This is a genomic window from Bacillus sp. BB081, from assembly GCF_008368895.1.
In the GTDB taxonomy this organism is placed as follows: Bacteria; Bacillota; Bacilli; order Bacillales; family Bacillaceae_G; genus Bacillus_A; species Bacillus_A wiedmannii.
Genome location: NZ_QOZX01000018.1, coordinates 43,722 through 64,510, shown reverse-complemented (window position 1 = coordinate 64,510; position 20,789 = coordinate 43,722). Strand labels below are relative to the sequence as shown.

The following is a 20,789-nucleotide window of genomic DNA, read 5'->3' as shown; positions in this document are numbered from 1 at the left end:
ATACAGATTATCTTATCGAATAATATAAAAGTACACCAAACATGCACAATGCCATATCAGCCCTTTGAAATATTCACGTAATAACACCCTTACATGATTTACAACAATATAAGGAAGCAGTATTCGTTCATTAATAAAAAAGGTAACAATGAAAACTATCATTGTTACCTTTTTATATTGTAATACCCCATAAGTCGTAAGCGAAATTCTTTTAAATTTGGATGTTCCTCTAAATTAGATAACATCCCTTGAATGACTGGAATCCTTGGGTTTGGTAACCTCATTTCTGCCTCTAAAACATCTAGCGTAACAAGTAATTCATCACCTTCTAATTGATCAGCTAATGTACGCTTAAACACAATGATTTCTTTTAAAAAATGTTCCTTAACCTGTTCCTTAATAAGTTCTGATTTACAAAGAAACTCTCCAAGCCTTTCTTCATGTAAAACAGGTTCTTCCAAAGATTCTATGAGCCCATCTACTAAATGATCTACCCTTTTTAAAATAAAAGTTGATACATAAGACAAATCAATTTCTGGTGCTTGTAAAATAATTAATTCTAAATATCCACGGCATATCCCTTCCACCATAATTACTAAATCCAATAAATATGGAATGACCTTTTCACCATAAATAGACAATAAGCTATTTCGATAAAATGCATGGGACTCTAATTTCATCCGCATCATAAATTCTTCCACTTCTTTATTAAAAGGAATCGCATTTTCCCTTGCATGCATAATAATAAATTCCTTATGTTTCTGTATATCATTAAACTGACAGTGCAATTGTTTTTCAAATTTTTCACGCGGTAATAGTGATTCTTTTTCAATATCCATCATTTTATTTTGAATCTTGTCATAATAATATCGAAGTGTTGCTAATAAAAGCTCATCTTTCGATTTAAAATATAAATAAAAAGCTCCCTTAGATATACCACAAGCTGTCACAATTTCCTGCACTGATGTCGCATTTACACCCTTAGTCGCAAATAACTTCATAGCCATCTCTATAATTAAGCGCTCTTTTTCTTTCATGTCTTCTCTCCTACGTTTAATCTCGCATCATATTATAAACTTGAATTTGATTTTATTATACCATCTCTTTTCATTGACTACTGACCAATCAGTCAGTTATATTATGTGTTAGACTGACCAGTTGGTCAATACGATATAAAAGGAGCGCAAACATGAACAAAATCATCAATTTCTCATTAAAAAATAAGTTCGCAGTTTGGCTACTAACCATTATTGTTACCATTGCAGGGATATATTCTGGGCTTAACATGAAACTGGAAACAATTCCTGATATTACAACACCTGTTGTAACGGTAACTACGGTTTATCCTGGTGCTACACCAGAAGAAGTAGCTGACAAAGTTTCAAAACCGATGGAAGAGCAATTGCAAAATTTAAGCGGTGTAAACGTTGTTAGTTCATCATCTTTTCAAAACGCATCTTCTATTCAGGTAGAATATGATTTTGATAAAAATATGGAAAAGGCTGAAACAGAAATTAAAGAAGCTCTCACAAATGTGAAACTCCCAGAAGGTGTAAAAGACCCGAAAGTTTCACGTGTAAACTTCAATGCCTTTCCAGTTATTTCGTTAAGCGTAGCAAGTAAAAATGAATCTTTAGCTACCTTAACTGAAAATGTAGAAAAAAATGTTGTTCCCGGATTAAAAGGACTTGATGGGGTCGCATCTGTTCAAATTTCAGGCCAACAAGTAGATGAAGTACAACTTGTCTTCAAGAAAGATAAGATGAAAGAATTAAGTTTAAGTGAAGATACTGTAAAAAATGTAATTAAAGGATCGGACGTATCTTTACCACTTGGCTTATATACATTTAAAGACACGGAAAAATCAGTTGTTGTAGATGGAAATATTACAACAATGAAAGCATTAAAAGAATTAAAAATCCCGGCTATACCTTCATCACCGAGCGGTCAAGGTAGTCAAAATGCTGGAGCTGGTACACAACAAATGCCGCAAATGAATCCAGCTGCTATGAACGGGATTCCGACAGTTACATTAGACGAAATTGCTGACATTAAAGAAGTCGGAAAAGCAGAGTCTATTTCTCGAACAAATGGAAAAGAAGCAATTGGAATTCAAATTGTAAAAGCTGCTGACGCGAATACAGTTGATGTTGTAAATGCAGTGAAAGATAAAGTAAAAGAACTTGAGAAAAAATATAAAGACTTAGAGATTATTTCAACATTCGACCAAGGTGCACCTATTGAGAAATCAGTAGAAACAATGCTGAGCAAAGCCATTTTTGGTGCTATCTTTGCGATTGTTATTATTATGCTGTTCCTACGCAATATCCGAACAACATTAATCTCTGTCGTTTCCATACCACTTTCTTTATTAATTGCTGTATTAGTCATAAAACAAATGGATATTACGCTTAACATTATGACACTCGGAGCAATGACAGTCGCTATCGGGCGCGTCGTCGATGATTCAATTGTTGTTATTGAAAATATTTACCGACGTATGTCATTATCGGAAGAGAAACTGCGCGGAAAAGATTTAATTCGTGAAGCTACGAAAGAAATGTTTATCCCGATTATGTCTTCTACCATTGTAACAATTGCTGTATTTTTACCGCTTGGACTAGTAAAAGGTATGATTGGTGAAATGTTCTTACCGTTTGCCTTAACTATCGTCTTCGCTTTATTAGCATCGTTAATAGTAGCAGTTACAATCGTGCCGATGTTAGCTCACTCTTTATTTAAAAAAGAGAGCATGAGGGAAAAAGAAGTACATCATGAAGAAAAACCAAGTAAATTAGCAAACGGGTATAAACGCATACTTGCATGGGCTTTAAATCATAAAATCATCACATCAAGCATTGCTGTCCTTCTATTAGTTGGTAGTCTTGCACTTGTGCCAATTATCGGTGTAAGTTTCTTACCATCTGAAGAAGAAAAAATGATCATTACAACGTACAACCCTGAACCAGGTCAAACGTTAGAAGACGTTGAAAAAATTGCAACGAAAGCTGAGAAGCACTTCCAAGATAATAAAGACGTCAAAACAATTCAATTCTCATTAGGTGGCGAAAACCCAATGAGTCCTGGTCAATCAAATCAAGCAATGTTCTTCGTGCAATATGATAACGACACGAAAAACTTCGAAAAAGAAAAAGAGCAAGTCGTTAAAGATTTACAGAAGATGTCTGGAAAAGGCGAATGGAAAAACCAAGACTTCGGAGCGAGTGGCGGTAGTAATGAAATTAAACTATACGTTTACGGAGATAGCTCGGAAGACATTAAACCTGTCGTAAAAGATATTCAAAATATCATGAAGAAAAATAAAGACTTAAAGGATATTGACTCTAGTATTGCAAAAACGTATGCAGAATACACTTTAGTCGCAGATCAGGAAAAACTAAGTAAAATGGGTCTAACAGCTGCACAAATCGGAATGGGACTTTCTAATCAACATGATCGACCTGTTCTGACAACAATTAAAAAAGACGGTAAAGATGTCAACGTATATGTCGAAGCTGAAAAACAAAATTATGCAACAATCGATGACTTAACAAATCGTAAAATTACAACGCCACTTGGTACTGAAGTGGCTGTGAAAGATGTTATGACTGTAAAAGAAGGGGAAACTTCGAATACAGTGAAACACCGCGATGGCCGTGTTTATGCGGAAGTAAGTGCAAAACTAACATCTGATGACGTTTCAAAAGCATCTGCCGCTGTTCAAAAAGAAGTAGATAAAATGGATCTTCCTTCTGGCATAGATGTTTCTATGGGCGGTGTTACAAAAGATATTGAAGAATCATTCAAGCAACTTGGCTTAGCGATGTTAGCTGCGATTGCCATTGTATACTTCGTTCTTGTCGTTACATTTGGCGGTGCCCTTGCACCATTCGCAATTTTATTCTCGCTACCATTCACAATTATCGGAGCTCTTGTTGCCTTATTAATCTCTGGTGAAACGTTAAGTGTCTCTGCGATGATTGGTGCACTTATGTTAATCGGTATCGTTGTAACAAACGCTATCGTACTTATCGACCGCGTTATTCATAAGGAAAATGAAGGGCTATCAACACGTGAAGCCTTATTGGAAGCCGGTGCAACACGCCTTCGTCCTATTTTAATGACTGCAATTGCAACAATCGGGGCTCTTATCCCGCTTGCATTAGGATTTGAAGGTAGCGGCTTAATTTCTAAAGGACTTGGTGTAACAGTAATTGGTGGATTAACAAGTTCAACGCTATTAACACTTCTTATTGTTCCAATCGTTTATGAAGTATTAAGCAAGTTCAAAAAGAAAAAAGTAAAATAAAAAAATAACCTCGCTAATTGCGAGGTTATTTTTTATTCCCAAATACGACTAGAAAATCACCATATCCTTCTTTCTCTAATTCCTCTTTTCGGATAAATCGAAGGGCTGCGGAATTAATACAGTAACGAAGACCATTTGGTCCTGGGCCATCCGGGAATACATGGCCTAGATGTGAATCTCCCTCTTTGCTTCTCACTTCCGTACGCGTCATATTATGACTGACATCCATTTTTTCTTTCACACTTGCTGACATAACTGGCTTCGTAAAGCTAGGCCATCCACACCCGCTATCAAATTTATCTAAAGAAGTAAATAACGGTTCACCTGAGACGATATCTACATAAAGTCCTTCTTCTTTATGATTCCAATATTCATTTTGAAAGGGTGGCTCAGTTCCATTTTCCTGTGTTACATAAAATTGCATCTCATTTAGTTTTTCTTTTAAATGAGCATTATCTTTTTGCCAATGTTGTTTAATAAACGCATCCCGCCCTGACCCTTTACGGTATAACTCATAGCGGAATGTATTTTTCTTATGATATCCTTGGTGATAGTCTTCAGCTGGATAAAACGTAGCTGCTGGTAATATTTTTGTCGCAATTGGTTTTGAAAAGCGTCCACTCTTTGCAAGCTCTTCTTTTGAAGCATTTGCTTTTTTATGTTGTTCTTCATTATGATAAAAAATCACTGTTTCGTAAGACTGTCCGCGGTCGTGAAATTGCCCACCTATATCAGTCGGATCAATTTGTCTCCAATATATATTTAATAACTCCTCATACGGCATTTTATTTGCATCAAATGTAATTTGTACTGCCTCATAATGTCCAGTCGTTTCTGAACATACTTCTTTATATGTTGGACTCTCTTTATGACCACCTGTATAACCAGAAACAACCTTTATAATTTCTTCCATCTCTTCAAATGGCGAAACCATACACCAGAAGCACCCTCCAGCAAATGTAGCTAACTCTACCTTTTCATTTACAGCCATTATTTCACCCCTATTCTATCTTCTGCTTACAGTATGGCATAAAAAACATCATGTTATAAAAGAAAAAGCATCGAACATCGATGCTTTTTCTTTACTTCACCTTATTTTTTCTGGCTTCATTCTCCATTTCATCACTTGTCACATCTAAGACATCTAATAAGAAAATGAAGATTGGAATACCGATAATTAATCCCCATACACCTAAGAAGTGTTCTGAGAAGATTAATACCATAAATGTATAGAAAATCGGTAAGTTTGTTTTTTGCGACATGAACTTCGGATTTAACACGTAACTTTCAAGCGCATGAATTACTGTTACGATAATTAAAATATAAACAACGTACATAATACCGCCAATATTGTAAGCAATCATACAAAGCGGGAATAACGAAATGATAACCCCAGCTACTGGAATTAAACCAAGTAAGAAGATCATTAACGCTAAACCTAATAATTGCGGGAATCCTAATATCCATAGTGCAATAACGGATAAAACACAGTTAACAACTGCAATTAAAAATTGTGCTTCAATTACTTTTCCGAATGAACGTGCAAATTTCTTACCGAAGTACTCAATTTCAGTATAGAAAATTGCAAGTCGGCTTTCTTTAAATTTTGCAGTAAAAGCAACGATACGAGCTTTCTCCAATAAGAAAAATAAACTTAAAATTAAAGAAAGTAATACTTGAAGGCCAAATTTTCCAACATTCGTAATCGATTTATACAAAATGTCAACGCCTTGTCCTACATATTTCGAAAGTTCCATATGATTGACAGCGTTAACTGCATACTTAATTAATTCACTATCTGGTGGGTTTCTTAAAAACACGTTAAATTGATAAATCAATTGTGAAATTTGTATCGTTAATACTGGTAAATATTTGAATAATGTAATAACAATTCCACCTATTAACATTACATATAGAAATGCTATAATGAGCTTTCGATTAATGGGCATGAAGTGATCTAATTTGCGGGAAATAAACTTTTGGAATCGATCCATTAAATACGTGAGAATAAACGTAATTAAAATTAAATTCAACATACTTTGCAGCCCGTATAACACGAGAGCAAGTATTACTAATACGAGAAACCTCTGAAATCCTTTGCTTTGAAACAGGTTTTTTATTTGCATAATCGACGAGTACTCTCTCCTGTCCTATAAAGTAAAACGTTAATAAGTAGATTTTTTCTCTCTTCTCTACCTTTAATTATTTATTCATATAAAGATTTTTATAAACTTATTATAGATCTCTCTTAGCAGATCCTATAGTAGCTTACTTCTTATTTTACAATACAATGACCTAATTCAAAACGTATTCTACACAGTATTAATGAAGATTTAAGGAAACTTACATTTTTTTAAAATAGGTCTTACCAATACTGTAACATAAAAAGCAAGCTATCAGTAGAAATCTGTCCTACAAATAGCTTGCTTTTCTCATTTTTTTAAGTAAGTTTTATTAGCCAATGAATGGCATAAACATCGGTATGACAACTACAGTTACAACCCCTACTACTGTTACAGCAATACTTGCCATAGCTGCCTCTACTTCACCCATTTCAATTCCTACTGCCACTCCTAATGCGTGACCTGCTGTTCCAAGTGCTAAACCTTTTGCAATTGGATGTTTTACTCTAAATGTTTTTAAGAATAATGCTCCTAATGCGTATACAATAACCGCGTTAAAAATAACTGCAAACGATGTAATTGCTGGTATACCACCAATACTTTCAGAGATCGGTAATGCAATTGCTGTTGTTGCTGCTTGTGGTAACATTGAATTCATTACTGCTGTATCTAGACCAATTGCTTTTGCAACAATGAACACGACAATTACTGAGCAAATAGATCCAACCACGATAGCCGATAAAATTTGCCACCAATATTTTTTCAACTTATCCACTTGTTTATATAATGGAATTGCAAACGCGATTGTTGCTGGTTCTAAGAAGAAGCTAATCATTTTTCCGCCAGTATTATATTCTTCAAAAGTAAAGTTACCTACTTTTAGAAAGACAATCCCTAATACCATCGCTACGAATAATGGTGTAAATAAGAAGAATCCTTTTGAATGCTTAAATAATAATGTTCCGATTCCGTATGCGATTAATGAAACGACGATTCCGAAATATGGAGTCATTGTGCTTGCCATGTTCATTCCCTCCTAACAATATACACTAAATTGGTTACGCAACTTTTCCGTGCTTGCGTCCTTTATTTACTACTTTCAATTCTTTCGTATCTTCTATTTCTTTATCGTCTGTTCCTAAAATAAATTGTGCAAATAATCCTGTTACAGCGAGTAAAATAATTGTTGCGACAACAATTACAGTTAAAATTTGTACAAAATATTGTCCCATTACACCGAGAGAATTAATAACCGAAATACCTGATGGAACGAAAAGGAATCCGATAATACCTGTTAAAGCCGTTCCGAGTGATTCAACTTGTTCCAATTTAATAACTTTTAAACATAATAGGCTAAATAAAATAACTAATCCGATCACCGATGAAGGCATCGGAATTGGTAAATGCGTTGCAATAATATTAGAAACTAACATAATAGCTGAAAATATGAATGCTTGTGATAAGAAACTATATACTTTTTTCGTACTCATTTTGGCCACCTCTTTCGATTTGGTACCTTTATTGTATAAGATAAAAACAAAACTGTAAGCGTTTACATAATAGAACGTCAAATATACAAAATTAGTTACAAAAATAGGCAGACGAAATACAAAAAGCTACTTCTTAAATACGAAGTAGCTTTTTGAGTTCTTTTGCATATGTACGGCTAACAGGTACTTTTGATCCTTCTTTCATAATTAAATTATATGTAGAATTGAACCATGGTTGTATTTCCGTAATATGATTAATATTTGCAATAAAACTGCGATGGACACGCATAAAACTTGCTTGCGGCAACTTCTTTTCCAAAATGACAAGTGTATCATGTGTTACATACGTTTCTCTCATCGTTTTTACTGTCACTTTTCCGTCCACAAGTCCTACATATATAATATCTTCAATATTCACGAGTACAATCGATTCTTCAATTGGTAATGCTAATTTATGCATCTCGGTCGTTACGTCTACACTCTTTACTTCTTGTTTTGTTTCTAATTTTATTTGTTTTTGCTTTTTATATTTCTTTAATGTCTGTACGATACGTTCTTCATCAAATGGCTTTAAAATGTAGTCTAACGCATCTACTTCAAATGCTTGCAATGCATATTGATCATAGGCAGTAGCAAACACAATTGCAGGGGGATTTTTCATCTTCTTTAATATATTTGCAATTTCAAATCCGTTATCATCAGATAGCTGAATGTCTAGGAAAACAATATCTGGTTTGTTTTTCATTAATTCCTCTAATGCATCCTCTACACAATCCGCCTCACCAATTATCTCTACTTCTTTCGTTTGCTCTAATAAATATTTCAATTCATCACGCGCTAACATTTCATCATCAACTACTAATACTTTTAACACTCCGTTTTTCCTCCCCTACTTTTTTCGGAATTACAAAGAGGAACTTTGTCCCTTGCTCTAATTCACTTTCAATTTGAAGCATTGTCTCTTTCCCAAATAACCCGATAAGTCGTTCATTAATATTATATAAAGCTGTTCCAGTCCCTTTCTTTGATGGAACTACCATTTTTCCTAATTGTCCTAGACGTTCACTCTCGATTCCTTGTCCATTATCTTGGACTTCAAAATGCACCATCCCCTCTTTTTCAAACACATGTACTTCAACTTCGCACACCGGCTGCTTTTTCGGAAAAGCATGGCGCAATGCATTTTCAACTAATAGCTGCAGTACAAATGGTGGAACTAAGGTCGTCTTTAACTCTTCCTCAATGTACATCTTCACTTCATACTTATTCGGAAACCTCGCTTGTTCTAACGATAAATATGCATGTACATGATTTAACTCTTGTTCTAATGGAATAAGCAATTGGCGTGCCCCTTGCAAATTACAACGAAAATAAACGCTAAGCTGCAATAATAATTTTCTCGCTTTTTCTACATCTGTTCGGCATAAAGCCGATACAGTATTAATTGCATTAAATAAAAAATGCGGATTGATTTGTGCTTGTAACGCTTTTATTTCGGCATCTTGCAATAACTTACTTTGTAACTCTGCTTCACCTAACTCAAGTTGTGTAGAGAATATTTTTGCTAACCCTTCTGCTAATTCCTCTTCCACACGACTTAACTGGCTAGAATTTTTAAAATATAATTTTAATGTCCCAATTGTATTTCCATGTGAAGTTAGTGGAATAACGATTGCCGCCTGCAAAGGGCAGCCTTCATGTTGACAATTAATAACCTCACGCGATTTCGCTTTCATTATTTTTCCTGTGTTCAACACTTCTTTCGATAAACCAGTTATTAAACTATGTGAAGGAATATGGTGATCTGATGCTAATCCAACGTGAGCTAATATTTTCTCTGTATCTGTTAAGGATACCGCATCTGTTCCCGTAAAGCGGTGAATAATTTGTGCCACATGTTTACAAGAATCCTCTGTTAATCCGCGGCGAAAATATGGTAATGTTTTGTCAGCAATTCGTAATACTTTATGCGTTTGTAAAGCTTTCGCATTTTCTTCCTGGCGCAAAATAGCTTGTATCATAGAAAGTAAAATAAAACTTCCGAAACTATTTACAAGTATCATTGGTATCGCAATTGTTTTCACGATACTAATTCCATCCTCTACGATTAATAGGATCATAATCATCTCTAAAGAAACGATAAACACACTTAAAATCGCTGAAAATTTAGGCGTAATTGCACGATTATATTTTTTAAAAATGTATCCAATATACCCCGTTATAACACCTGCTAAAATTGATGAAATTGCACAGCTTAGCGCTGTCGTCCCGCCAAGCATATAACGGTGAATGCCAGCAATCGATCCCACTCCAATGCCGACGATAGGACCACCAAGCAATCCACTAATTCCAACACCCATAATACGTGTATTCGCAATTGTACTAGATGACGAAACACCTTGTAGCCAATTTTCTTTCATAATTGTATTCCCGGCAATTTCAATTCCTGTGTAATTGCTTACAATTGTAAACACTGAAAAAATACAAATAAGCTTAAGCTTATCTACATATCCATCTTGTCTATGAAGAAGGCGCCTGAACGTTTTAATATGAGAAAGTAAAAATCCTAAAATAACAATAAGTCCGACACGTTCAATCATCATAAGTACTAAATTTAGCATCTGTGATTCATTCCTTTTTATATGAGTTAGTTTTATTATGGGAAAATAATGAAGTGGGCGTCAAGGAGAATGAAGTATCTTTTGAAATATTTTACACATAACTATCCCCTCTTTATTTGACAATCTAATAGAAGAGTGCTAAAAATAAAGTAATATAATACAGTCCTTTAACCCAACCCCGTGAGGTTGAGAAGGAAGTCGGAATATACTATACGTATGGTCTTTTTTAGGGATACGTATGCTTTTTTGGCCTTCTCATCATATCAGGTGAGAAGGCCTTTTGTTATTCTTCCATAGCGACTGTAGAAGAAAATAAGGAGGAGTAATGATGAACGTTACTACTGATGTACAATCAACAACAGAGGAAACGAAGGAGAAAAGATATAAAACATTGTTTGGTTCTGCGCTAGGATATGCAGCAGAAGGTTTAGATATGTTGCTCTTATCTTTCGTACTCGTCTACATTTTAAAAGAATTTCATTTGAGCCCTGTTGAAGGTGGAAACTTAACATTAGCTACCACAATAGGAATGCTAATCGGGTCTTATTTATTCGGATTTATTGCTGATTTATTTGGGCGTATCCGTACGATGGCCTTCACAATCTTACTATTTTCACTCGCAACAGCACTTATTTATTTCGCAACAGATTATTGGCAATTATTAATTCTTCGCTTTTTAGTTGGAATGGGAGTTGGTGGTGAATTCGGGATTGGAATGGCCATCGTAACTGAAACATGGTCTAAAGAAATGCGCGCTAAGGCGACATCCGTTGTTGCACTTGGATGGCAATTTGGCGTACTAGTCGCTTCACTCCTTCCAGCATTTATCGTCCCGCATTTCGGATGGAGAGCTGTTTTCTTATTTGGACTCATTCCCGCTCTACTAGCTGTTTACGTCCGCAAAAGTTTAAGTGAACCGAAAATATGGGAACAAAAACAACGATACAAAAAAGAATTGTTACAAAAAGAAGCTGAAGGTCATTTAACAACCGCTGAGGCAGAACAACTAAAGCAAATGAAAAAATTCCCACTTCGAAAGTTATTTGCCAATAAAAAAGTAACGATAACAACAATCGGTCTTATTATTATGTCATTCATCCAGAACTTCGGATATTATGGAATTTTCACATGGATGCCAACTATTTTAGCGAATAAATATAACTACACATTAGCAAAAGCGAGCGGTTGGATGTTCATCTCTACAATCGGCATGCTAATTGGAATTGCAACTTTTGGTATTCTAGCCGATAAAATTGGCCGCCGTAAAACTTTTACAATCTATTATGTCGGTGGTACTATATATTGTCTCATTTACTTCTTCTTATTCACAGACTCAACATCATTGTTATGGGGAAGTGCACTGCTTGGATTCTTTGCCAATGGCATGATGGGGGGATTCGGAGCAGTTTTAGCTGAAAACTACCCTGCTGAAGCTCGCTCGACAGCAGAGAACTTTATTTTCGGTACAGGACGTGGGTTAGCTGGATTTGGACCTGTTATTATCGGCTTACTTGCTGCAGGTGGTAATTTAATGGGAGCACTATCTCTCATCTTCATTATTTATCCAATTGGTTTAGTTACAATGCTATTATGTGTCCCAGAGACGAAAGATAAAGTATTAGAATAGATTGAAACTGTACAGGGTACTATCTCCTTCGAGAAAAGTAGTTAAATAAATAGTAAAGAGGAAGCATTTCATTTGAGATGCTTCCTCTTTTTATATAAATACAATTATTTATTTTGATTTACTAGCTTTTTGGAACAAGAAGGAAGTTTTCTCTTCTTCTTTTACAATACCTTGTTTTAAGGCTAATTCCCCTGCAACTTTAGGCGCTAGCCATAGCATTGGGAATAACAGAATGGATACTGGAACAGCCGTCACTACAATGAAGGATTGTAAGGCGTTAATACTTCCCTCACCCATGTATAAAAGAATCGCTGCAACTGCACCCATAATAAGCGACCAAAAAACTCGCAAGCTAATTCTAGGATCTCCATCTCCAGTCACTGCCATTGAAATCGAATAAGCCATTGAATCTCCTGTTGTTACTACAAATAAAATTGTTAATAAAAGAAATGCAGGTCCAATAATATTAGATAGTGGCAGTTGCTCTGTAATTGCAATCATAGCCGCTGGCATACCAGATTCACTTAATGCCACCGAGATAGAACCAGGATTCATTAACTCATAAAACACACCTGATCCCCCTAGTATAGTAAACCAAAACGTTGTAATAATAGGTGCAATAATTCCAATTGCAACGATGATTTCTCGGATTGTTCTTCCTCTTGAAATTCGGCTCACTAAAATTGCCATCATCGGTCCGTATCCAATAAACCATCCCCAGAAAAAGATTGTCCACGATCCTAACCAAGCCGTATCACCACGATATGTGCTCATTGGAATAAATTCATTTATATAAAATCCAAACGAAGAAACAAATGAATCAATAATAAATCCACCTGGTCCAAACAGTAATACGAATACCATTAATAAAACTGCTAACCTAACATTTAAATTACTTATAATTTGAATCCCTTTATCAATTCCCGTTACCGCAGATATAGTAGAAACAGCTACTACACAAACAATAATGGCTAATTGAGTAGTAAACACATCAGGAATGTTAAACAATGCTTGTAACCCATAACTTGCTTGTAGTCCTAAAAATCCGATTGGACCAATCGTCCCTGCAGCTACCGCAATAATGGCAAACACATCGATCATTGTTCCAAGCCAACTCTTTCGCAATCTCTCCCCAAAGATAGGATATAAAAGCGTTCGAGGTTTTAACGGCATATCTTTATGATAATGCCCGTACATCATAACTACCGCACTAATTGTACCTAAAATCGTCCAAGCCAGGAAACCCCAGTGCATATAACTTTGTGCTAAAGCAGGCATTACCGCTTCTTTCGTCCCAGCCGTTATACCTTCATGTATTGGTGGCACCGTCATCAAATGGTACATCGGCTCTGCTGCTGCCCAAAAAACGCCACCTCCAGCAAGTAATGTAGACATAATAATAGCGAGCCATTTTGTCGTACTAATCTCAGGTTTTTCTAGCCCCCCAAGTTTAACTCTCCCATATTTTGAAAACGCCATACACATTGCAACAACAAATGTACCAATTAATAAAACCTGCCAAAAGGCACCAAAATATTTAATTGAAGCTGCAAAACTGCTATTAATGGCTCCCTCTACGTAACTTTTATTTAAAATAACTGCAATTACAAATAATAAAAGTGAGCCACCACTAATAAGAAATACAGGCCAATCCGTTTTTCGACTCTTCATCCTCATTTACACTTCCTCCTTCCTCAGCAATCTAAAAAAACAACTTTATTATGTTTTCTTGTTTACACCCAAAACACAATGATTATATAAGCATAATAATTCATCAATTTCCTACACACTTATGTTGTCCCTAAAAATATGCTAAATCCCTTATTTAAAAGGAAATTTCTATTCCTATTACATAAAAAAGCAAAACAAAAGACCTTATATTTCTATAAGGTCTTCGAAACAGAAATTTGATTATAACATAAGGAACTCCTTGGTTCAAAAAGCCCTTTCCAAAAATAACCGAGAGTAAAGGCTTCCATTTGCTACGTAACAGTAATTAAAAAAAATTATACTAGCTATTATTTATGAAAGAAATTCGGCTTCAAAATTTCATTTGGATACGGTTTATGATAAATATGAGTGGTAGCTGGCGACAACGGTGGAATGAGCCACACCCAATTACCTGTTACAACCCGTCCACATGCCGCTTCCTGCTTCTCAAATTGTTGAAATTGTTGTGCAGCAGTATGATGGTCAACAATACTAACTCCTTGTTTTTTAAAGGAATGTAACACAGCTACGTTTAATTCAATTAACGCCTTATCTTTCCATAACGTACCGTTTCTCGATGTATCGAGCTTCATCATCTCCGCAACAGCCGGCAGTAAATTATAACGATCATGATCCGCTAAGTTACGCGCCCCAATCTCCGTCCCCATATACCATCCATTGAACGGGGCAGCTGTATAGGAAATACCGCCAATTTCTAAGCGCATATCTGAAATCATTGGAACCCCATACCATTTTGCTCCTAAAGATGAGATTGGGTACTCTGGATGTTCAATTGGTACCTCTTTCACTTCTTTTTTAGGAATTTCTTTATATACAGGTTCTTTTCCATCGACAGAAAAAACAAGTGGCAATACATCGAAATTCGTACCTTCTCCTTGCCAACCAAGTTCCTGGCAAAAATCTGTAAACGCAGTGGAATGAGAGTCACCAATCACTCCCATTTCTGTTTTATATCCTGCATACCGAATCAATTGGTGATTATAAATTCGTATATTATTTTCTTCACCTTGATATTGCTTAAAAATTGTAATTGTCGGTTTAACTTTCCCATCGTTCGTTGCATATTTAATATGATGAATTAATGCATTGTATACACCTTCCTCATCATTTACTTCACGTGCATCTAATATGTGCATCTTACTCCAAAATAGTCTTCCAATACATCGATTACTATTGCGCCATGCCATTCGTGATCCATGAACAAGTTCTTCAAATGTATGCTCATACATCCCCGTCTTCTCTATCTCAACTTGAATTTCTTTTACTCTCTCTTCTATGAATTGTTCTTTATTAAGCTCTTTATAGCAAACCGTAATAAAATGACTCGCTTCCTCTATTAATTGTTTCGTTTTACTCATAAACGATCTCCTTCTATTTCAACAAAACGTTACTACTTTACAGTATAAGCAAAAAGAATGAGAGTCACAAATGAAAGTCGAAGTGTTACTTTTATTGTAATATTTTTCAGAAAATTAAAGAGATTACTATTGACTTGTATAAAAAATAGGTGTATTTTTGACTCAGGTAAATTATTTTTACCTAGACCAACTTTTTAATAAGAAAGGAGGGAATGTTATGTCTTCATTTCAATTGCCAGAGCTTTCATATGACTATGATGAACTAGAGCCATATATCGATAGCAACACGCTTTCTATTCATCATGGAAAGCACCACGCGACATACGTAAATAACTTGAATGCCGCTTTAGAAAACTATACGGAATTACATAATAAATCTTTAGAAGAGTTACTATGTAATTTAGAAACTTTACCAAAAGAAATTGTTACAGCTGTCAGAAATAACGGTGGTGGACATTATTGTCATAGTCTTTTTTGGGAATTAATGAGCCCGCGAGGTGGCGGTGAGCCTAATGGAGACGTTGCAAAAGTAATTGATTATTATTTCAATACCTTTGACAACTTAAAAGATCAACTTTCCAAAGCAGCTATTAGTCGTTTTGGAAGTGGCTATGGATGGCTTGTTCTGGACGGTGAGGAACTTTCCGTTATGAGTACACCCAATCAAGATACACCTTTGCAAGAAGGTAAAGTTCCATTACTCGTCATCGATGTATGGGAACACGCCTATTATTTAAAGTATCAAAATCGGCGTCCAGAATTTGTTGCCAACTGGTGGCATACGGTGAACTGGGACCGGGTAAATGAAAAGTACTTACAAGCAATTCAATCACAAACACATTAGTCGTGCGTATAAGGTAAATTTGGTAATGTAAAATTAGTATTGTCGAAATCCTCCAGAATCCCCCGGATTGCCACCGGGGGATTTATGATTATTTCATTGCATGTATGTAATAACGTAATACTTGTTCTATTTCTATTTTCAATTCTCGGAACGGGAATCCTAATTCACTAGCTTTTCCATTATGTAATGTACAATTAATCACTTCATTATAAGGCGCTACATTATCTCCTACTTCTTGAACGAGTGCTTTTATTCCCGTATTTTCTTCTATGAAATGAATAACTTCTCGAGTAGAAACTACCCCATTGCTACAAGCATTAATTGGCCCTTCTATGTCCTTCATCCCGCACCAAGCTAAAAATTCTCCTGCTTCTTTTTCATGTATAAATGACAACTCTCCATCTAGATCATTCACGGCGACAGGTTCTTGCCTCACAATATGTTCAACGTAAAATTGTAACCTTTTCGTATAATCGTTTTCTCCAATAACAACCGGAAAACGTACTGCAACAACTGGGAATGTTGCTTGTTGAAATGAAACCGCTTCGGCTACTCTCTTTCCTTCACTATAAGTAAAATCCTTCCTACCACCATACGTAATAGCATACTCGTACGGATTAAAGTTCTCTTCTAACAAGCCTATCGCTGGCTCGTAAACAGCCATTGAAGATGTCATAATGTATTTCTTCGTTTTTCCTTGTAACACTTCACATATTATCTTTGCCGCATTCGAGCTATAGCATAAATTATCGTATACGATATCATAACTTTTATCTTCTAGACGCTCAGCTAGTTGTTTTTCGTCTTCTCTATCTACAATCAATCTGTTTACTACACTTCCAAAAGAATCTTCAGTAATGCCTCTCGTCGCAATTGTTACATCGTGTCCAGCTTGCAAAAGTGCTTCTACTAAATGTTTACCAAAAAATCTTGTTCCCCCTAGCACCAATACTTTTTTCAAATTCATCATCCCCATTTTGATAAATTGTAAAATACTACCTCTCTATTATAAATGCTAATATAGAAAAAGCATGGAATTCGTTTACATGATTCCATGCTTCATATACGAATCCCTCTCCCCATACTCCCATAAAATAAAAGAGTGAAGGCAACGTCAATGTTACCCATGATTGTACGAAGGCAATTCTTCCAAGGTATTGATTGATATTCTTCTTTTGTGTATTTAATACAAAGAATAAATACCAAAGTAATGCCCACATAAACCACGTTAATGCATTAACAACATCGTGAAATTGAACAAATGAAACAACCATATAGAATAAAGCAATAATTGCTACCCAAATACAAAACCAACCTAAACCGCTACTATCCATTCCTTTTATAAAGGTAACACCTACATATAAATAGGTTAATCCAAATAAGAAAGTAGCTGCATATGAATACACTGTCCAATTGCTTTGGTCAGAAATCATGATCAAATAGAACGGAATAATAATTTGTAGTGCACCCACAAATAAATTAAAAACACCCGCACTTTTCATCTCTGCTTTCCCTAATATAACAAGACTATTTAAAAATAAAGCTGCACCCGAAAGTAATAATCCTACATACCCCATATATCCTCATGTGAAAACCTTATATTTTCACACTGTACCCTCCCCGTCTTGTAAAAATTATATTATTCCTTATTCTCCTTCTTACTTACAACTACATACAAAGTTTTTTCGAAAATAAGTCAGACTTCCTACCTTAAAAAACGATAGAAAAACCCTTTTCATACAGTAATGATGTCAATCAAAATATATCACGCAATAAAAACGCTTTCAATAATACGTAATTCAAGCAAATAGCCAATAAGATTATTTGATTATAAACGCACTTTAACAATGATACAAGTATTGGAGTACTTTTCAATAGAACCGGTTGCTATTCAAATGCTATGGTCAGTAATATTTTATTACATTCTCTTTCCTAAGTTGAACATATTACTGACCCCAAGCAACATAATAAAGAATACAATTTATTATATACATAAAATATCCTACAAATTAATAAGAGAATGCTTTACTAACTACCTTAAATCATTTGATAGCCGTTTTTATTATTTACCTGCCATCTCCAAGAATCTAAGCACATCTCTTCTAACCCATATTCCGCTTCCCACCCTAATTCTCGTTTCGCTTTAGATACATCAGCAAAACATACCGCTACATCACCAGGACGACGCCCGATAATTTTATAAGGTATTTTTTTGCCCGAAACCTTCTCAAAAGCATTAACCATCTCCAATACACTATACCCTTTCCCTGTACCAAGGTTATATGCATCTATTCCTGTAGTTTCAAGCACTTTCTCAAGTGCCTTTACATGTCCTTTTGCAAGGTCAACAACGTGAATATAATCACGAACACCTGTCCCGTCTTTTGTTGGATAGTCATTTCCAAATATATTTAATTCCTTTAACTTCCCTACCGCTACTTGTGTTACATATGGCATTAAATTATTCGGAATCCCATTTGGATCTTCTCCAATACGACCACTTTGATGCGCCCCAAATGGGTTGAAATAACGAAGTAACGCGATACTCCATTCACCATCAGCTTTTGCAACATCACGCATAATTTGCTCTATCATTAACTTTGTTTGCCCATATGGATTTGTCACGCTTAATGGAAATTCTTCCGTAATTGGTGATGTTTTTGGAATTCCATATACAGTTGCAGACGAACTAAAAATAAATTTTTTCACATGATGTTTTTGCATTACATCACATAATATAATCGTACTTATAATATTATTATAATAATATGTAAGCGGAATTGTAGTAGATTCCCCAACTGCTTTGAAGCCAGCAAAATGAATAACTGCTTCAATGTTATTTTCCAAAAAAATCTCATTCATTTTTTCACGATTTAAAACACTTTCATTATAAAATTTAAATTGTTTCCCTGTTATTTCTTTTACTCGGTTTAAAGACTCTATTGAACTATTTGAAAGATTATCTACGACTATAATTTTATAATTATTATTTAATAATTCTATACACGTATGACTACCAATATATCCTGCTCCACCCGTTATAAGTATCGCCATATATATAGTCCCCCACTTATCATCAATTATAAAATTTTATAATCTCAATACACATCTATCCTATCATATTCCAAGATATAAATTCTAAATATTTTAAATTTTCTTTTATATAAAAAAGCTACATAACCTTTAAGTTATGTAGCTCTTCAACATCTATATTTTTCTATATCATTTTTTATTACCCAAAAATTTTAGTAAAAGCTATCCAAACGTTCTGATTTGTTAAATTACGTAACAATATACACTTAAAAAGTGTGCCAGGCTTCCTAATAATACGAAAACATGAAAAATTTCATGGTGCCCCATATATTTAAACTCCAACCATTTTGGCTTAGCACCGTAAATAAACCCACCAATTGTATAAAAAATACCTCCAAGTACTAAGAAAAGGATACCTCCTGTACTTAAATTCTCAGCTAGCGGTGCAAAGAATAGAACAATTAACCAACCCATCAGAAGATAAATTCCTGTCGATAACCACCTTGGGCAATTAAACCAAAACATTTTAAAAACAATACCACAAATCGCAGTTGCATAAACTAAACAAAATAGTAGTACACCATTTGCCGAACTTAATGTAATTAAGCAAAAGGGTGCATATGTACCTGCAATTAATATAAAAATCATAGAATGATCTAACTTCCTAAAGAAATAAATAACACGTTCACTGGCTACAACACTATGATACACAGCTGATGCCATATAAAGGACCATCATCCCAATACCGAATAAAATAACAGCTGTAATTGCAGCAAAAGATGGCATCTTAACAGAAACTTTCACAAGCATAGCTAATAATGCAATAAATGCTAATACAGCTCCTCCTAAGTGAGTAAATGCATTAACCGGTTCTCTTACATAAGCATTCATATAAACACCCCTCATATAATTACATGTAGTTTTTATAACTACGTGTAATTATATACATATTATTTATACTAGTCAACATTTACAATTCACTTGTTTCGTAATACCATATTTAAAGATATACTAAACATTCAGTTCCACTAAGTTATAAAAGTGAGGGGTTTTACGTGGAAAATATAAATAAATTACTTGAATCATTACATTTAGAAAAAAATATTAAACTTGAGGATATCCCAAATGTCGACTTATATGTAGACCAAGTTGTTCAACTATTTGAGAATACTTATGCGGATTCAACAAGAACTGATGATGAAAAAGTATTAACAAAAACAATGATTAACAATTACGCAAAAGGGAAACTATTCATCCCTATTAAAAATAAAAAGTATTCAAAAGAGCATATGATTCTAATTAGCTTGATTTACCAATTAAAAGGAGCCCTTTCCATTAATGACATAAAAAGCTCCTTAGAAAATATAAATGTACCTTTACTAAACGATGATACATTCGAATTAAATACTCTCTATAAAGATTATCTTGCTCTTACTGAAACCAATGTGGAAACCTTTAAACAGGACGTAAATAACCGTATTAGGGAAGTAAATGAGATTTCCTCCTTAGAAGATCAAAAGCTAGAAAAGTTTTTATTACTAACATCCTTCGTGACGATGAGTAATATGTACAGACGATTGGCAGAGAAGTTAGTGGACGATTTAAAAGAATCGTAAATAAAAAAACTATCCACCTGTTACAGTGGATAGTTTT

17 protein-coding genes are annotated in these 20,789 nt (G+C 34.8%); 4 read left to right on the top strand and 13 right to left on the bottom strand.

What is annotated here, in order from left to right:
- Positions 1-164: 164 nt before the first annotated feature.
- Positions 165-1,037, bottom strand: a complete 873-nt coding sequence (locus DN394_RS10165; RefSeq protein WP_088123823.1) for a TetR/AcrR family transcriptional regulator — start codon at positions 1,035-1,037, stop codon at positions 165-167.
- 152 nt (positions 1,038-1,189) lie between these two features.
- Here DN394_RS10165 and DN394_RS10160 point away from each other — a divergent pair, with 152 nt between their 5' ends.
- A complete protein-coding gene (locus tag DN394_RS10160) occupies positions 1,190-4,309 on the top strand; it encodes an efflux RND transporter permease subunit (protein ID WP_046958601.1) in 3,120 nt (1,039 codons plus the stop codon).
- 25 nt (positions 4,310-4,334) lie between these two features.
- Here DN394_RS10160 and msrB read toward each other — a convergent pair whose 3' ends face one another.
- The 6 genes from msrB to lytS form a co-directional block, all read right to left on the bottom strand.
- Entirely contained in the window at positions 4,335-5,300 is a 966-nt protein-coding gene (gene msrB / locus DN394_RS10155) for a peptide-methionine (R)-S-oxide reductase MsrB (RefSeq protein WP_149293765.1), read from the bottom strand.
- Positions 5,301-5,391: 91 nt separating this feature from the next.
- The gene (locus DN394_RS10150; RefSeq protein WP_001165999.1) at positions 5,392-6,435 is read right to left on the bottom strand and encodes an AI-2E family transporter; all 1,044 of its coding nucleotides are present in this window, start codon (positions 6,433-6,435) and stop codon (positions 5,392-5,394) included.
- 328 nt (positions 6,436-6,763) lie between these two features.
- Positions 6,764-7,456, bottom strand: a complete 693-nt coding sequence (gene lrgB / locus DN394_RS10145) for an antiholin-like protein LrgB (protein WP_000168869.1) — start codon at positions 7,454-7,456, stop codon at positions 6,764-6,766.
- A 34-nt stretch (positions 7,457-7,490) separates the two neighbouring features.
- The gene (lrgA, locus tag DN394_RS10140) at positions 7,491-7,922 is read right to left on the bottom strand and encodes an antiholin-like murein hydrolase modulator LrgA (RefSeq protein WP_098626175.1); all 432 of its coding nucleotides are present in this window, start codon (positions 7,920-7,922) and stop codon (positions 7,491-7,493) included.
- 133 nt (positions 7,923-8,055) lie between these two features.
- Complete coding sequence (locus DN394_RS10135; RefSeq protein WP_000921823.1) at positions 8,056-8,796, bottom strand: LytR/AlgR family response regulator transcription factor; 741 nt, start codon at positions 8,794-8,796, stop codon at positions 8,056-8,058.
- Entirely contained in the window at positions 8,774-10,543 is a 1,770-nt protein-coding gene (lytS, locus tag DN394_RS10130) for a two-component system sensor histidine kinase LytS (RefSeq protein ID WP_000933595.1), read from the bottom strand. Before lytS ends, DN394_RS10135 begins: the two co-directional genes overlap by 23 nt.
- 328 nt (positions 10,544-10,871) lie before the next feature.
- On the opposite strand from lytS, the gene DN394_RS10125 reads away from it, so the two are divergent.
- Positions 10,872-12,170: an MFS transporter gene (locus DN394_RS10125; RefSeq protein WP_046958605.1), complete on the top strand. Its 1,299-nt coding sequence runs from the start codon at positions 10,872-10,874 to the stop codon at positions 12,168-12,170.
- Positions 12,171-12,278: 108 nt separating this feature from the next.
- Here DN394_RS10125 and DN394_RS10120 read toward each other — a convergent pair whose 3' ends face one another.
- Both DN394_RS10120 and DN394_RS10115 read right to left on the bottom strand, forming a co-directional pair.
- A complete protein-coding gene (locus DN394_RS10120; protein WP_046958606.1) occupies positions 12,279-13,847 on the bottom strand; it encodes a BCCT family transporter in 1,569 nt (522 codons plus the stop codon).
- Between the two features lie 341 nt (positions 13,848-14,188).
- Positions 14,189-15,259 carry a nitric oxide synthase oxygenase gene (locus DN394_RS10115; RefSeq protein ID WP_098705226.1) on the bottom strand — a complete coding sequence of 357 codons (1,071 nt, stop codon included), beginning with the start codon at positions 15,257-15,259 and terminating at the stop codon, positions 14,189-14,191.
- Between the two features lie 217 nt (positions 15,260-15,476).
- Here DN394_RS10115 and sodA point away from each other — a divergent pair, with 217 nt between their 5' ends.
- Positions 15,477-16,103 (top strand): superoxide dismutase [Mn], encoded by a 627-nt coding sequence (gene sodA, locus DN394_RS10105; protein WP_098705225.1) that lies wholly within the window; start codon positions 15,477-15,479, stop codon positions 16,101-16,103.
- An 88-nt stretch (positions 16,104-16,191) separates the two neighbouring features.
- On the opposite strand, the gene DN394_RS10100 is transcribed toward sodA, so the two are convergent.
- The 4 genes from DN394_RS10100 to trhA all read right to left on the bottom strand — a co-directional run bounded on the left by DN394_RS10100 (position 16,192) and on the right by trhA (position 20,027).
- Positions 16,192-17,073 carry an NAD-dependent epimerase/dehydratase family protein gene (locus DN394_RS10100; protein ID WP_097914837.1) on the bottom strand — a complete coding sequence of 294 codons (882 nt, stop codon included), beginning with the start codon at positions 17,071-17,073 and terminating at the stop codon, positions 16,192-16,194.
- Between the two features lie 25 nt (positions 17,074-17,098).
- On the bottom strand, positions 17,099-17,680 hold the full coding sequence (locus tag DN394_RS10095; protein WP_149293764.1) for an AmiS/UreI family transporter: 582 nt from the start codon (positions 17,678-17,680) through the stop codon (positions 17,099-17,101).
- Positions 17,681-18,140: 460 nt separating this feature from the next.
- Positions 18,141-19,157: a UDP-glucose 4-epimerase GalE gene (galE, locus tag DN394_RS10090; RefSeq protein WP_046958610.1), complete on the bottom strand. Its 1,017-nt coding sequence runs from the start codon at positions 19,155-19,157 to the stop codon at positions 18,141-18,143.
- Between the two features lie 222 nt (positions 19,158-19,379).
- Entirely contained in the window at positions 19,380-20,027 is a 648-nt protein-coding gene (gene trhA / locus DN394_RS10085; protein WP_046958611.1) for a PAQR family membrane homeostasis protein TrhA, read from the bottom strand.
- A gap of 164 nt (positions 20,028-20,191) precedes the next feature.
- Between trhA and DN394_RS10080 the strand changes: the two genes are divergently transcribed.
- A complete protein-coding gene (locus tag DN394_RS10080; RefSeq protein WP_000427891.1) occupies positions 20,192-20,752 on the top strand; it encodes a DUF1836 domain-containing protein in 561 nt (186 codons plus the stop codon).
- Positions 20,753-20,789: the final 37 nt, after the last annotated feature.

Excerpts from the sequence above, each read along its gene's own strand:
- DN394_RS10165 (WP_088123823.1), bottom strand. The coding sequence starts at position 1,037 with ATGAAAGAAAAAGAGCGCTTAATTATAGAGATGGCTATGAAGTTATTT.
- DN394_RS10160 (WP_046958601.1), top strand. The coding sequence starts at position 1,190 with ATGAACAAAATCATCAATTTCTCATTAAAAAATAAGTTCGCAGTTTGG.
- msrB (WP_149293765.1), bottom strand. The coding sequence starts at position 5,300 with ATGGCTGTAAATGAAAAGGTAGAGTTAGCTACATTTGCTGGAGGGTGC.
- DN394_RS10150 (WP_001165999.1), bottom strand. The coding sequence starts at position 6,435 with ATGCAAATAAAAAACCTGTTTCAAAGCAAAGGATTTCAGAGGTTTCTC.
- lrgB (WP_000168869.1), bottom strand. The coding sequence starts at position 7,456 with ATGGCAAGCACAATGACTCCATATTTCGGAATCGTCGTTTCATTAATC.
- lrgA (WP_098626175.1), bottom strand. The coding sequence starts at position 7,922 with ATGAGTACGAAAAAAGTATATAGTTTCTTATCACAAGCATTCATATTT.
- lytS (WP_000933595.1), bottom strand. The coding sequence starts at position 10,543 with ATGCTAAATTTAGTACTTATGATGATTGAACGTGTCGGACTTATTGTT.
- DN394_RS10125 (WP_046958605.1), top strand. The coding sequence starts at position 10,872 with ATGAACGTTACTACTGATGTACAATCAACAACAGAGGAAACGAAGGAG.
- DN394_RS10120 (WP_046958606.1), bottom strand. The coding sequence starts at position 13,847 with ATGAGGATGAAGAGTCGAAAAACGGATTGGCCTGTATTTCTTATTAGT.
- DN394_RS10115 (WP_098705226.1), bottom strand. The coding sequence starts at position 15,259 with ATGAGTAAAACGAAACAATTAATAGAGGAAGCGAGTCATTTTATTACG.
- sodA (WP_098705225.1), top strand. The coding sequence starts at position 15,477 with ATGTCTTCATTTCAATTGCCAGAGCTTTCATATGACTATGATGAACTA.
- DN394_RS10100 (WP_097914837.1), bottom strand. The coding sequence starts at position 17,073 with ATGATGAATTTGAAAAAAGTATTGGTGCTAGGGGGAACAAGATTTTTT.
- DN394_RS10095 (WP_149293764.1), bottom strand. The coding sequence starts at position 17,680 with ATGGGGTATGTAGGATTATTACTTTCGGGTGCAGCTTTATTTTTAAAT.
- galE (WP_046958610.1), bottom strand. The coding sequence starts at position 19,157 with ATGGCGATACTTATAACGGGTGGAGCAGGATATATTGGTAGTCATACG.
- trhA (WP_046958611.1), bottom strand. The coding sequence starts at position 20,027 with ATGAATGCTTATGTAAGAGAACCGGTTAATGCATTTACTCACTTAGGA.